At 55.5% G+C, this 13,527-nt stretch carries 10 protein-coding genes; 7 read left to right on the top strand and 3 right to left on the bottom strand.

Features of this window, described 5'->3' with window-relative positions:
- The first annotated feature begins 60 nt into the window (after window positions 1-60).
- The 6 genes from moaA to HNR65_RS12995 all read left to right on the top strand — a co-directional run bounded on the left by moaA (window position 61) and on the right by HNR65_RS12995 (window position 7,914).
- A complete protein-coding gene (gene moaA / locus HNR65_RS13020) occupies window positions 61-1,062 on the top strand; it encodes a GTP 3',8-cyclase MoaA (RefSeq protein ID WP_181551947.1) in 1,002 nt (333 codons plus the stop codon).
- 185 nt (window positions 1,063-1,247) lie between these two features.
- Window positions 1,248-1,868 carry a TetR/AcrR family transcriptional regulator gene (locus tag HNR65_RS13015; protein ID WP_181551946.1) on the top strand — a complete coding sequence of 207 codons (621 nt, stop codon included), beginning with the start codon at window positions 1,248-1,250 and terminating at the stop codon, window positions 1,866-1,868.
- A 30-nt stretch (window positions 1,869-1,898) separates the two neighbouring features.
- Window positions 1,899-3,266 carry a TolC family protein gene (locus HNR65_RS13010; protein WP_181551945.1) on the top strand — a complete coding sequence of 456 codons (1,368 nt, stop codon included), beginning with the start codon at window positions 1,899-1,901 and terminating at the stop codon, window positions 3,264-3,266.
- On the top strand, window positions 3,253-4,371 hold the full coding sequence (locus HNR65_RS13005) for an efflux RND transporter periplasmic adaptor subunit (RefSeq protein ID WP_181551944.1): 1,119 nt from the start codon (window positions 3,253-3,255) through the stop codon (window positions 4,369-4,371). Before HNR65_RS13010 ends, HNR65_RS13005 begins: the two co-directional genes overlap by 14 nt.
- A 68-nt stretch (window positions 4,372-4,439) precedes the next feature.
- The gene (locus HNR65_RS13000; RefSeq protein WP_181551943.1) at window positions 4,440-7,559 is read left to right on the top strand and encodes an efflux RND transporter permease subunit; all 3,120 of its coding nucleotides are present in this window, start codon (window positions 4,440-4,442) and stop codon (window positions 7,557-7,559) included.
- Between the two features lie 61 nt (window positions 7,560-7,620).
- A complete protein-coding gene (locus HNR65_RS12995) occupies window positions 7,621-7,914 on the top strand; it encodes a PG0541 family transporter-associated protein (protein WP_181551942.1) in 294 nt (97 codons plus the stop codon).
- A gap of 48 nt (window positions 7,915-7,962) precedes the next feature.
- Here HNR65_RS12995 and HNR65_RS12990 read toward each other — a convergent pair whose 3' ends face one another.
- Window positions 7,963-10,206, bottom strand: coding sequence for a response regulator (locus HNR65_RS12990; protein WP_181551941.1), 2,244 nt, complete (start codon window positions 10,204-10,206; stop codon window positions 7,963-7,965).
- An 11-nt stretch (window positions 10,207-10,217) separates the two neighbouring features.
- A complete protein-coding gene (locus tag HNR65_RS12985; protein WP_181551940.1) occupies window positions 10,218-10,925 on the bottom strand; it encodes an FHA domain-containing protein in 708 nt (235 codons plus the stop codon).
- 280 nt (window positions 10,926-11,205) lie between these two features.
- On the opposite strand from HNR65_RS12985, the gene HNR65_RS12980 reads away from it, so the two are divergent.
- Complete coding sequence (locus HNR65_RS12980; RefSeq protein ID WP_181551939.1) at window positions 11,206-13,161, top strand: protein kinase family protein; 1,956 nt, start codon at window positions 11,206-11,208, stop codon at window positions 13,159-13,161.
- Here the strand turns inward: HNR65_RS12980 and HNR65_RS12975 are convergent.
- Window positions 13,134-13,505, bottom strand: coding sequence for an Hpt domain-containing protein (locus HNR65_RS12975; protein WP_181551938.1), 372 nt, complete (start codon window positions 13,503-13,505; stop codon window positions 13,134-13,136). The genes HNR65_RS12980 and HNR65_RS12975 overlap by 28 nt on opposite strands.
- Between the last annotated feature and the right edge of the window lie 22 nt (window positions 13,506-13,527).

Below are 13,527 nucleotides of genomic sequence, written 5' to 3'. Positions count from 1 at the left end.
GGAAAAATTTTTCCGGCCTGTTATGCCGGTCTCAACCTTACCCAAACGACAATTTTACTTATGCACAACTCATTGCCGCAACAAACCCTGGTCGATTCTTATCACCGCCATATAAACTATCTGCGAATCTCCATCACGGACCGCTGCAACCTGCGCTGCTGTTATTGCGCCCCGGGCTGGCCAATTGAGAAGATGCCCCATGAATCCATTCTTCGCTACGAGGAGATCCTCCGCGTGGTCCGCGTCGGGGTCAGTCTCGGCATTGTCAAGGCGCGCGTTACGGGCGGCGAACCTTTCGTACGCAAGGGCTGCTGCGATTTTCTCGAAGAACTGACCCGAATACCGGGTTTATCCGACATTTCCGTGACGACCAACGGCGTGATGTTAAAGCGTCATTTGCCCAGGCTCCGGGAAATTGGCATCCGGCGGCTCAACATCAGTTTGGATACCCTGCAGCCGGAAAAATACAAGCAGATTACCGGCGTGCACGCTTTTTCGCGGGTATGGGACAGCATTGAAACCGCCCTGGAAATGGGTTTCTCCCCGGTAAAAATCAACGCGGTGGCCTTAAACGGGGTCAACGACAATGAACTCACCGAGCTTGCCCGGCTGACGTATGCATACCCCGTACATGTGCGCTTCATTGAACAGATGCCTTTCGGGGAAGCCTCCTTTTCCGACCATACACCTCTGCTCGCACCCGAAATCCACAATCGCCTCCAGCGTGTTGCGCCGCTGGAACCGGTGAACCGGCAGAAAAATGACGGACCGGCCAGGCGATACCGGTTTGCCGGAGCATTGGGTGAAATCGGCCTGATTACTGCCGTGAGCCGGCATTTCTGCCGGGAATGCAACCGGCTGCGCCTGACAGCCGACGGGCGGCTGCGCGCCTGCCTGCTTTCCAACCAAACCACGGACATCAAAACCGCCCTGCGAAACAAGGTTTCCGACAAAACCCTGGCCGGCATTTTTCTCGAAGCCGTGGCCAGCAAGCCCGAACAGCATAATCTCCAGACCCGGCAAGCCACCGGTCTCAACCGCATGAACACCATCGGTGGATAATTCCGGTTCCGGGATCTTGATGGCACCATCTGAAATCAGACTTTTTACGGTGCCATCAATCTTCGGGCTGAAAAAATAACACTGAAAAAACTGATTGACAACTCACTCAGTTTCTGAAAAAAATCAAACCTCCATTTGCATGAAATAAAAAATTCAACTCTACCGCAACCCAAAAAGGCGAACCCGTGGGCCGTAAACAGGCAATTATTGAATCCGCCACCCGACTTTTTGCCCAAAAGGGCTTTGCCGAGACCTCCACGGCCGAGATCGCTGAAGACGCCGGCGTGGCCCATGGCACCCTGTTTTATCATTTTAAAAACAAACGGGGCATCATTCATGAAATTTTTTCCATGGCCGGGGAAGAGTACCTGCACAATCTAAAAAACGTCCTTGCCCGAAAAACCACCGGAATCGCCGGAATCGAGGCCATCATCCGGTTTAACGAAAACTTCAGCCGGGATCACATCCAGCAGATCCGGATTTTTCAACGATTTTTCCCCGACCCGGTGGAGGCGTCAGATCCGGAAACAACCCTGATTGCATCCCTTCAGCAGCAGGTCATCGGTCTGATTGAAAAAAGCCTGGAAACCGGACTTGCCGACGGAAGCATTGCTTGTAAAAATATCAACGAAACCGCCTCGGTTATTCACAGCCTGATTTTCGGCATAACACATATGAATCTGACAAAAGCCATCAATACCCCGCACCTGACCGAAGGGGCCATTGCCTTTTGCCGAAGAGCGCTTACCCCCGGCGAACAAAACTGCCAAACGGTTTCAAATCGCTTCAAAACAGGTGACAAATAGAACAAGGACAATGACATGCAGGGGCAATCCATGAAAAAAACCAGCCTTATTTTCACTGTGGCAGCTTTGATGCTCATGCTGACTTGCGGCATGGCAAAAGCCGGGCAGACCGCCACGGCCCCCGGGCAAACCCCGGGCTTAACCCTTGAACAGGCATTTCAAACCGCATTAGAGGAAAATGAACAGGTGGGCATTTCCCAACAGGACCTGGTCAACGCCAGAACCGATATCACCTCGGCCACTTCCAATCTCTATCCCCAGCTCAGCCTGCGCGGGGCCCACAACCGGCAAAAGGACTCGGATCTGGGCAGATCATCGGCGGGCGGAGGAATTTCCTCGCTGTCATCCCCGGACAACTATAACACCCTGACCCTGCAGCTCGATCAGCACATCTACCAGTGGGGCAAAGTCTGGTCCGCCAGAAAAATTGCGCAACATTATTATGAAGGATCCAGGTTCCGCCATTTGAGGCGGGTGCAGGAAATTTTATACCAGGTCAGCGTCCAGTATTACGAGGCGCTGCTGGGGCGAAGGGCCATTGAAATCGCCGAAAATGCATTAAAAAGGGCTGTTCAGCAGCTGGACCGGGCCGAAGCCCAGTTCCGGGTCGGCATATTGACCCAAACCGATGTGCTGCGCGCCGAAGTCCAGGTGGCTCAGAGCCGCGAGCAGCTGGAGCGTGCCAAAAATCAGTATGACATTGCCCTGGAACGCCTGGCCCTGGAAATGGGGATCGACTCCATTGCCGGACCGATCCGGGAGCCTTCTGAACGATCATTTGGGTCAGCGCCGATTTCAGAATTGTTTTCCAGGGCCCTGGCCAACCGCCCGGATTTTGATCAGGCCGCCAGAGAACTTGAGGCTGCGGATCAACGGGTGGATTATGAGAAGGCTGACTATTTCCCGAACCTTAGCCTGAATGCCCAGTATATCCGCACAGATGAAGAGTCCCTGTTTTACGGAGAGCATGACGACTGGAACGCCAGCCTGGTACTTTCCTACCCCCTGTTTACCGGCTGGCAGACCACCGCCGAGGTCGACCGCGCACGCTCGGAGAAAAGCCAGGCCCAATACAGTCTCAGCCGGCTGCGAAAAGAGATTCGAAACCAGGTGCGCAGTGTTTATCTCGACATTAGAACCCAGCAGAAAGTCATTGACCAGCTCAAACAGCAGGTGCGCTCTGCAACACGCAATTATGAGCAGGTCTCTGCCCAGTTCGAAGAAGGACTGGTGACAGCCGTGGACCAGGTGGATGCGTTTACCGCGTTAAATGAAGCGGAAAACCGTCTTGCCCAGGCCTATTACACCTATCAGCTGGACCTGATCCGGCTGGATCTGGCAACCGGAACATTTCAAAGCGATCTGCTGGAAAAGGAGATTCTCAATGAAAACGGATAGAGCAGACAGGCGGCGGGCCTGCGGCACGGCTCCGGGACTTGCGGCCCTGATCCTGGCACTGCTGCTGGTCTGGGGCTGCGGCGCCGATAACAGCCAAAAGGACGGGCAGCAGGACAAGGAGTCTGAATCATGCGTCAGCGTGGACCGGACCAAAGTGGAAACAGCCGATCTTGAGGAAATCATCAACGGCATCGGCAGCATCGAGGCCTTTCAGAGCGTGAAGGTATACCCGGAAGTCAGCGGTATCATCGAAACCGTGGAGTTTGAAGAAGGCGCGCGGGTGAAAAAGGGACAACTGCTTTTTACCATTGATGACGCCAAGATCCGCGCTGAGCTCGATGCCCGGCAGGCCGCCCTGGAAGAGACCCGGGCCAACCTGGAAAACGCCCGCCTGGTGTTTAAGCGCCGCCAGCGGCTCTATGAGCAAAAACTGGGCACCGAGGAAGCCCGTGATGAAGCGCGCACCCGGTATCAGGCCCTGAGCGCCCAGGTCAAACGCATTCAGGCGGAAATCGAAAACATCCGGGAAACACTAAAAGACACCAAAATCCGGGCGCCGTTTGACGGGTTTGCAGGCGCTCATCACGTGGATGCCGGACAACTCGTGGACACCGAGACCCAACTGACCGGTGTTGTCCAGGTGGACCGTTTAAAAATCCGCTTCACCGTGCCGGAACGCCATATGGGACAGGTCCGCGTCGGTCAGCAAATCCGTATCAGCGCACCGGCTTATCCGGAAGAAAAATTTGCCGGCACCATTTACTTCATCGACCCGCAGATCGACCCCGGCACCCGGAGCTTAAGAATCCAGGCGCAAGCCGGCAACCCGGAAAACCAGCTTCGACCGGGGGGATTTGCGTCCGTGGAACTCATCTCCGGGACCCGGGAAGGGGTGCTCACCATCCCGGAAGAAGCCTTGATCCCCACGCGATCCGGCTATATGGTCTTTGTCATTGCAAACGGCCGCGCCAAAGGCCGGGAAGTGAAAATCGGCCTTCGCAGGCCCGGAACCGTTGAAATCACAAGCGGGCTGGAAGAAGGTGAAACCATTGTCCGGGCCGGCCATATTTCCCTATACGAAGGCGCTGAAGTCTGTTCGGAATAAACCCGGAATGTTATGATTCAATTTTGTCCGGATTTCACCGGACACGAATATAAGGTATTTGACCGATTATGATCTGGAATCTATGCATCCGCAGACCTGTATTGACCACGGTGCTGTTTTTGGTGATTTTCATTTTCGGGTTGTTTGGCTACAACCAGATGCCGGTGCGGGAATATCCGGACGTGGAGTTTCCCATTGTCAATGTCAGCGCCGTATTGCCCGGAGCCGACCCCGAGGTGATTGAAACCGAAGTGGTCGAACCCCTGGAAGAGCAGCTAAACACCATTGAAGGCGTCAAGGAGATCAAATCCACCAGCCGGGAGCAGGTTGGTGTGGTCACAGTGGAGTTTGAGCTCTACCGCGACATTGATCTGGCGGCCCAGGACGTGCGCGACCGGGTTACCCGTGCCCGGCCGGACATGGCCGATGACATCGAGGAGCCGGTGATCCGCAAGGTTGACCCGGATGCCCAGGCGGTGATGTGGATTTCCCTGCGGGGAGATAAGCGCTGGGACCCTGTGAGCATGACCGAATATGCTGACACGGTAATCAAAAACCGCCTGGAGCGGCTTCCCGGGGTGGGCCAGATCTTTATCGGGGGAGAGCGCAAGTACGCCGTGCGCATCCGCCTGGATCCCGACAAGCTGGCCGGCCACAACCTCACCGCCCGGGAAGTGGTGGAAAAAATCCAGGCCCAGAATATCGATATCCCGTCCGGACGGATTGAAAGCCGGGAGCGCGAATTTCTGATCAAGACCGAGGGAAGGTTTGCTGATGCTGCGCCATTCAACGACATTATCATCACCCATCGAAACGGCTCTCCCGTGCGCCTGGCAGACGTGGGCGAAGCAGTGGACGGGGTGGAAAATGACCGCAACGTGGCCCGCTACAACACCGAACCCTCCGTGGGCCTGGGCGTGGTCAAGCAATCCGATGCCAACCTGGTGGACGTAGTGGAGCGGGTCAGGCGGGAAATGAAGTCTGTTGAAAAAGACTTCCTGCCGGGACTGCGGTATCAGGTGGCATCTGATGACTCCGAGTTTATCAGTGAGAACATCAACGACCTGATCACCACCATTTTTATTGCCACAGCCCTGGTGGCCGTGGTGATTCTGTTTTTTCTCGGAACCATCCGCGGGACCGTAATTGCCGCCATCACCATCCCCACCTCCCTTCTGGCCGGCATGGCAGTCATTTTCTACCTGGGATTTTCATTAAACGTGCTCTCACTTCTGGGCCTGATCCTGGTGGTGGGACTGGTGGTTGATGACGCCATTGTGGTGCTGGAAAGCTGCTACCGGCATATGGAGCATGGCGCGGATGCCAAACCCGCCGCCCGAACGGGAACAACCGAAATCGCCTTTGCCGCAATCGCCAATACCCTGGCCCTGCTGTCTGTTTTTATTCCAGTGGCCTTTATGCCCGGGATGATCGGCCGGTTTTTTTTCGAATTCGGCCTCACGGTTGCGGTAACCGTTCTGGCCTCTACGTTTACTGCCCTGACACTGACACCCATGCTCTGTTCCCGGTATCTCCGGGCGCCGGCAGCCTATGCCAGGCGGCCCGTGGTGTTTCGCTTTACTGAAGTATTTTTCAAAACCCTGGAAAAAATCTACAATCCCATTTTAAATGCCGCCCTCAGACAGCGGGCTGTGACCGTTGGCATTGCAGTGCTGGCCCTGGGGGCGGGTCTTTTCTTTCTCACCCGCCTGGAATCTGAATTTGTACCCAGCTCAGACGAAGGCCAGTTCATGATCGCCTATGAAACCGTGGAAGGCGCCACCCTGACCAACACGGACCGCTATGGAAAACAAATCGAGGAGATCCTCTCGGGAGTTGACGAAATCCGCTCCTTTTTCATGGCCATCGGCATGGCCAGAACCGGGCCGGGCAAGGTAAACGAGGGCATGGTGTTTGTGCGCCTGACCCACTATTCCGAAAGAGACCGCAACCAGCAGGCCATCATGGCCGAAGTGCGCGAAAAAATGGACCGTCTCACCGGCGTTCGCGGCTATGCAATTGAAGGCGGCGGCCCTGTGGGTGCCGAAGCCCCTTTGCAGGTGGTGCTCACCCATCAGGATATTGAACAGCTGGCCGGTGCCCAGGAACAGGTAATGAACTGGATGCGCTCTCAGCCCGATTTTACGGGTGTTCGCGCGGACATGAAACTCAACAAGCCTGAAGTGCAGGCCTGGGTCAACCGGAAGCAGGCCGAAGAAATGGGCATTACAGTGGCGGAGATCGCCAACACCCTGCGATTTGTTTTTGGAGAGCCGGATATCACGGAAATCGAACGGCAGGGCGAACGCTATGACGTGATTACGGAAATCGTAGAAAGGGAAAACATCCCGGATGCAATCAATCGCATTTATCTGCGAAACCAGGACGGACAAATGGTCAACATGGCCCACCTGGTGGAACTGGAAGAAGGTTCCGGCCCCAGCGAAATCCATCACTTCAACCGGGCCCGGGCCACCACCATCAGCTCGGATCTGCCCCCAGGCGTGCCTCTGGGCCGCGCGCTTTCCAAGGTGGAAGGCTATATTGACACCGAGGTGCCGGCAGAATTTGACAGCGCCATCACCGGCCAGTCCCGGGACTTCCGGGAATCGTTTTTCTATCTGACCATGGCCCTGGTCTTCGCCATTGTCTTTATCTTTCTGGTCATGTCCGGCCAATTTGAGTCGTTTCTCCACCCCCTGACCATCCTGATGGCACTGCCCCTTGCCGGGGTGGGTGCGTTCGGGGCGTTATGGGCCCTGAACATGACCATCAACATATTTTCCTTTATCGGCATTATCATGCTGCTGGGGCTGGTGACCAAAAACGCCATTCTCCTGGTGGACTACACCAACGTTTTGGTGGCACGGGGGCAGCCCGTCATGGAAGCTACCCGGCAGGCCGCCCGGGTACGGTTCCGGCCGGTTTTGATGACCGCCATTTCAACGATTCTCGGCATGGCCCCCATTGCCCTGGGCTTCGGCGCAGGCGGCGAAGCCCGGGCACCCATGGGCGTGGCCATTTCCATGGGCATGTTTGCCGCCACCGCCCTGACCCTGCTGGTCATCCCGGTGGCCTATACCCTGTTTGACTCCCTGCAGACCCGGATCCTGCGTCACAGGGTCATTAGCCTGGCAGCCGCAGGGATTGCAGCGGCACTGGTGATCATGTACCTGGTTTTTCGATAAAATCAAACTCAAGGGCGGCCGGTGCGAACTGGCCCCGGCAGCCGGCCAAAGGCAGGACTTTATGAAATTCGTGCATATCACCTTTCATTTTGAATACGGCGATGTTATCGAGCAGATCCTGGATCGTCATGAAATCGAAAATTACGTACGCCATTACATGTGCGAGGGAAAGGACTGCGACGGCAAGCACTACGGCACCCAGGTCTATCCGGGCAGTTCCACGGTGGTGCAGGCGCAGGTGCCGGATGAAAAACTCAACGATCTGCTTGGGGATTTCAAGACGTTTAAGGACCAAAAACAAGCCCACCGGCATTTGGAGGCCGTGGTCCTGCCTGTTGAAAAAAGGCTGAAATAAACCCGGTAAAAAAAACGCGCCCGGCTGGAAGCATTGGACACGGACGGCTTACGGACAAAACTCCCGCAGCACCCGGAGCAACTCGGGCCTGCGGATGGGCTTGGAGATGTAATCATTCATGCCCGCGGCCAGGCACTCCTCCTTGTGTTCCTGCATTGCATGGGCGGTCATGGCCACCACGGGTACCCGGGAAAAGCCCTGTTCCCGGATTGATTTCAAGGCCTCAAACCCGTCCATCTCAGGCATCTGGATATCCATGAAAATCAGGTCCCAGTCTTCGGGTTCCCGGGTAAAAACATCCACCGCTTCCCGGCCGTTTTCCGCAATGGCCACCCGGCAGCCGAGTTTGCGCAGCAGCACCTGAATCAGCTTCTGATTCACCGCATTGTCTTCAGCCACCAGAATCCCGAATCCCTGAAAAAACTCCGCCGCTTCGGACAAATCATCGCCCTGCAGGCGCCGGGCCTTGCCGGCACTGCCTGTTTTGCCGCTAAACAACTCATCAAGCACCTGAAACATTTTCTCGCGCCGGATAGGCTTAATCAGAGACTGGCTGAAACCGGCCCTGGCAAACAGCTCCGGATCCCGCTCCACCAGGTAGGAGGCTGCGATCAGTGGCAGCTGCGAAATGGCGGATTTTTCCGAAAGCCGGATCTGTCGGGCCACCTCGTATCCGCTCATGCCCGGCATGTGAATATCAATGATACAGGCGTCAAAGGGGTTTCCCGCCACTATGGCCCTGTCCAGGGTGGGCACCACCTCCATGCCGTTGCGCAGGTCGGAAACCCGGATTTTCGCAGCTTGCAGGGCATTTTTCAGCATATCCAGGTTGGCCTGGTTGTCATCCACAATCAGAATCTGCCGACCGGAAATGCCGGCGGTCAATTCCTGCCACGACACCTTTTTTTCAGAGCGTTCAAGCCAAGCCGTGAAATGGAATGTGCTGCCCACATCCGGTTCGCTGTCCACGTAAATATCGCCGCCCATGAGCTGGGCCAGTTGCCTGGAAATGGACAACCCCAGCCCGGTTCCGCCGTATTTGCGGGTGGTGGACCCGTCTGCCTGGTGAAATGGTTCAAAAATCCTTTGCTGTTTTTCCTCTGAAATGCCGATGCCCGAATCCCGGACCGTGGCATGCACCTGGAGCTGGTCTTGGCTCTGCTCGGCCGCGTGAAGACCCAGAACGATCTCCCCGGAGTCGGTGAACTTGGGTGCGTTGCCCATGAGGTTGAGCAGCACCTGCTGAAATCGGATGGGATCGCCCCTGAGATAAGAAGGCAGACGCGGATCAATTCGGCAGACCAGCTCTATGGGTTTTTCGCCCAGCTGTGGCCGGATCAGCTCACAGACGTCATATGCCAGCAGCTCGGGTGAAAAATCGATATTCTCCAGCTCCAGCTCCCCGGATTCAATTTTGGAAAAATCCAGGATGTCATTGATCAGGGTCAGCAGGGCTTCGCTGCTGTTTCGGATGGTGCGGGCAAAATCAAGCTGGGTATCATCAAGGGCCGTGTCAATGAGCATGTCGGTAAACCCGATGACCGCGTTTAAAGGAGTACGGATCTCGTGGCTGACATTGGCCAGAAACTGGCTTTTGGCCCGGTTGGCTTCCTCGGCATTTTTTGCCAGTACCCGGGCTTCTTCAATAGTGGCCTGGAGCTGTTCATTGGTGCGCATCAGATCCGCAGCCCGTTCCCGCACCATTTCGTCGAGATGATCCCGGTGCCGCTCCAGTTCCCGGGTGGTCTGCTTGTGCTTTTCAATCTCCTGGAGCAGGGCCTCGTTTTTTCCCTTTAGCTGCTGGGTGAGAATTTCATTTCGCTCAAACACCCAGGAAAAGCGGCGCAGCAGATTTTTTTCAAGCTTCTGGTCCAACCCGGCCTCAGAAACCCGCTGCTCCAGTTCGGCCAGGCGCAGACCGATGCGCGACACCAGATTAAACCAGGGCCGCCAGTCCCGGGGGACATCGCGGACCACCGAGGTGTCCGGGTTATAACCCGGGTCTGCCTGCTTTGCGATCATCATTTGGCCGATCAGGTGCCTTGCCGGGCGGATCCAGCGGGCATAAACCCTCCATGCCAATGCCGCCAGCAGTGCCATTGCCCCGCCCGAGACGCCAAAAACCCATGTTCCGGCACCATTTCCCAGGGCCGCAGCGGTGAGTACGGCCAGGACCGCGGCAATTAAAAACAGCTGTGCCCAAAACGCCAGTTCCTGGCGTCTGGCAAATCCGGATGCCGTCGCGGCAGCCTGATGGTGCGAATCCTCGGGCGGATGGCTTGGGGCAGTCATGGATTCTTCCGTCAAAAGTGAAACTGCACCATAGTGGCGCCCAGTTCAATAACATCGAATTCCGCAAGCTGAGTGCGGGTTTTGACAGGCTGATAATTTAGCTTCACACGGCTTTTGGGGTGCTCCGGAACCAGATAATAGCTGTCATCGAACTTTTCAATAAATGCCTCGGCCTTGCGCACACGCCAGCCACGGGCCCGGATATCGCAGCCCGCGTCCTTTCCCAGGGTTATCCGGTTTTTTTCAACAGGCATGGGGGGGCGGGTTTCAGACAAAAAACTGATCACCGGCTGTACAGCGGTTTCCTTCTCCTCGGGCTCGGCCATTTCAGCAACCCCCCTGGCCAGCCTGGCCCGGTGATCTGCTGTGTCGATCTGCAAAGTGGCCTGATGGGCATTTTCCTGAAAATCCGGCGGCCTTTGCTCATCATTGCCGTATGCGAAAACGATGGTGTGGTTACCCAGTGAAATCACGTCCCCGTGGGACAGGCGGCGGGAAATCACTAGTTCCTTGTTGACAAAAGTGCCGTTTCGGCTGTTGAAATCCGTGAGGTAAAAATGCCGTCCTTCGGGTTCCAGTTCCGCGTGCGTGCTGGAGACAGCCGAGTCCTCCACGTGAATATCATTGTTTTGGGCCCTGCCGATACGAATTTTACGGGACGGATCAAGGCGATAGGTCTTGAGTTTTTGCTCACCGGATTTCAGCACCACATACGGCATAGACACCTTCCATGACGGCTTTCGGAAACACGGACCAATTTTAACAAATCCTCTTGATTTTATTTGGAATTCATCAATTTTGATTAATATAGGCTTTTTAAAAACAAAGGTCAACCGCAAAATTGCGGTAAATCCCGCCACTCCCGCGGAAAAAATCTCATTGACGGCCGGCTTGAAGACAAGCTAACCTGAAAATCGCTCAGTTTTGGCTGAAGTCATTTCATCATCCATTGATCTGCCCGGCCACCCTACTGCTGAAAGGACAAACCAGGTTTTTTCCATGCACAAGGCAACAGCAGACATTCAGTCCATAATCGATTATTTCCTGCACCTGTTTACAATCCAGGTACTGGGACCGGCCAAGAAACCGGATGCCGCAGAAGCCGTCCGCATATCCGACAATTCAACGGCCAGTACCGTCTATGAATTAAAGCTCCGGATCGGGAAAACTGATAAATACCGGCGCATGAGCATACTGCCCATTGGTGAGCGGGTGGAGAGCAAAAGCATGTGCTTCAGCGTGATCTACGACGAGCCGCTGGTCATCAAAATTCCGCCCCATCCCATCACGGAGCTGAAAACCTACCTGACGCACATCAAGCTGGAGCACCGGATTGCAAGGCGCCTGTCCCCGGCTATTTCCTGTATCTTTCCCCGTATGCAGACCATCTTGAAAAAACTGCCCTTTGTCACGCTGCCCGGAAGCGTTACCCCGGAAGAAACCGAAAATGCCTGTATTGCCGAACTCCGGGCAAAACCCGGGGTGCAGCAGTATCTGAAGATCAACAACAGTTTTGTTTATTTCATGGAGCTTTCCAGGCACGGATTTTTCAATCAGGTGATCGAATCCATGCACGTGGTCAAGGAACGGATGCGCAGCGATATCCTCCAGCGCATGCCTGAGGCGTTTACGGATCTGCCCACGTTCGAATCCCTTTACGGAAAGCACAGCGCACCGGTTTACCTGGATCTTTGCCGCCTTTACGCAGACTTCGAAGACCGGGTGGACCGCCTGAGCGGAAAACACGGAAACACGGGCGTGGCGCCTTACCAGCGCCGGCAGTGGTTTTTTTCCAGGATCGCAGGATTTCGTCCGGAGATCGAGGCCGACGATCTGCCCGAGGGCCTGCCCGAAAAGCTCCACGAACTAACCGATGCACTCATTGCGGAAAACCGGCAGAGCCTGGACAATCTTTACAAAACCGTGCACACACGCGTCCAGCGCAAAAACTTTCAAACCAACCGGCTTCGCATAAAGGGTCTGACAGTCAGTGTACTGGAACTGCTCTATCGCTTAAATCACCAACGGGTGGCCATCCGGGATCTGAAGCCGGACAACATGTTTATCGACCGCCAATTGGACGCGGCTGAACACATCCTGGCAGATCCCTCCACATACGGGCTGGGCTTGATTGATCTGGAAACCGCCATGTGTTTCAACAAGGCGGAAAAACCGCCCCAGCCCCTGCTGGCGGGGACACCGCCTTTTGCCACCCCGTCGCACGTGTTTCCCAACCCGATTCTCCAGCGACTTTATCCCGAATCCCTTGAGCGCATCTTTTATCTCCAGGATTGGTATGCAGCCGTGGCCATTATCTTTCAAATCATCAACGGCCGGGTTCTTTTTGCCAAAACCGGCCGGCTGATGCCCGAAATCATCAGGGCCCGGAGAAATGCCGGGAAAAACCCGGACCGACTGCTCCGGATGTATACCAACGTTTCCGGCAAATTCTGGAAAACCGCAATTGCCGAATTCATTGAAAAAATCAAGCGGTACCAAAACCGAACCGAATCTGTTGAAATCTCATTCCCCCATCACCTGAAAACCTTTCTCGCCAGGTCTGCATACGAAGAAAAGCATCAGCTTGAAGCAGACATCACATCCCGGATCAACCGCCATTCATTTCTGGACCGGCGCCGTGACGAAATATTAAAAGCCTCGCCCCGGAACCTGCAGAAAAGCATTCGTGAAAAGATCCTGCTGGGCCGCAGGCCGGATTCGCAAACCGCGGACGCCCTGCAGGCCCTTTATGCCATTGCGCATGCCAAATACCGGATAGCGCACCTGCAGGACTCCATCCAGCGCATTTCCTCGTCGGCAGAGGCCTGCTTTATCCTGTCCTTCATGCTCGAACGGGTGTTTTACACCATGCATCCGCCCGACTGGTCTGCTGACCCTTCCGGCCGGAAAGGCCCCTGCATGACGCTCTATCCCCCCCGGACAAGCAGAATCTGATCCTGCAATGCGCTCCGGAAAGCAGCCAGTTCGTCCTCAAGCAGAGCCAGACAGTGCTCAACGCTTTGTGGTTTGTTTTCCTTTGCGGCCCGTTCCAGATCCGCGGCCGCCCGCCGCACCCGCATGCCGGACAAATTGGCAGAAGCCCCTTTCAGGGAATGCGAGGCCTGCCCCAATGCCCCGAAATCCTTTCCCAAGGCAGCCTGCCGGATCTTGTCCATGTTTTCGGCCGCATCCTCCAGAAACATCTCTGCGATCTCTGCGGCCAGTTCCATGTCGCCTTCCACCCGGTCGATAAAGTCGGCCTTGTCAAAAAGCGCGTCTTTGATTTCACTGTTGCCCATATCTCATTATCCTCCAAAGAAT

Origin of the sequence: Desulfosalsimonas propionicica (assembly GCF_013761005.1) — a bacterium.
GTDB lineage: Bacteria > Desulfobacterota > Desulfobacteria > Desulfobacterales > Desulfosalsimonadaceae > Desulfosalsimonas > Desulfosalsimonas propionicica.
This window is presented reverse-complemented; position numbering and strand designations above follow the sequence as displayed.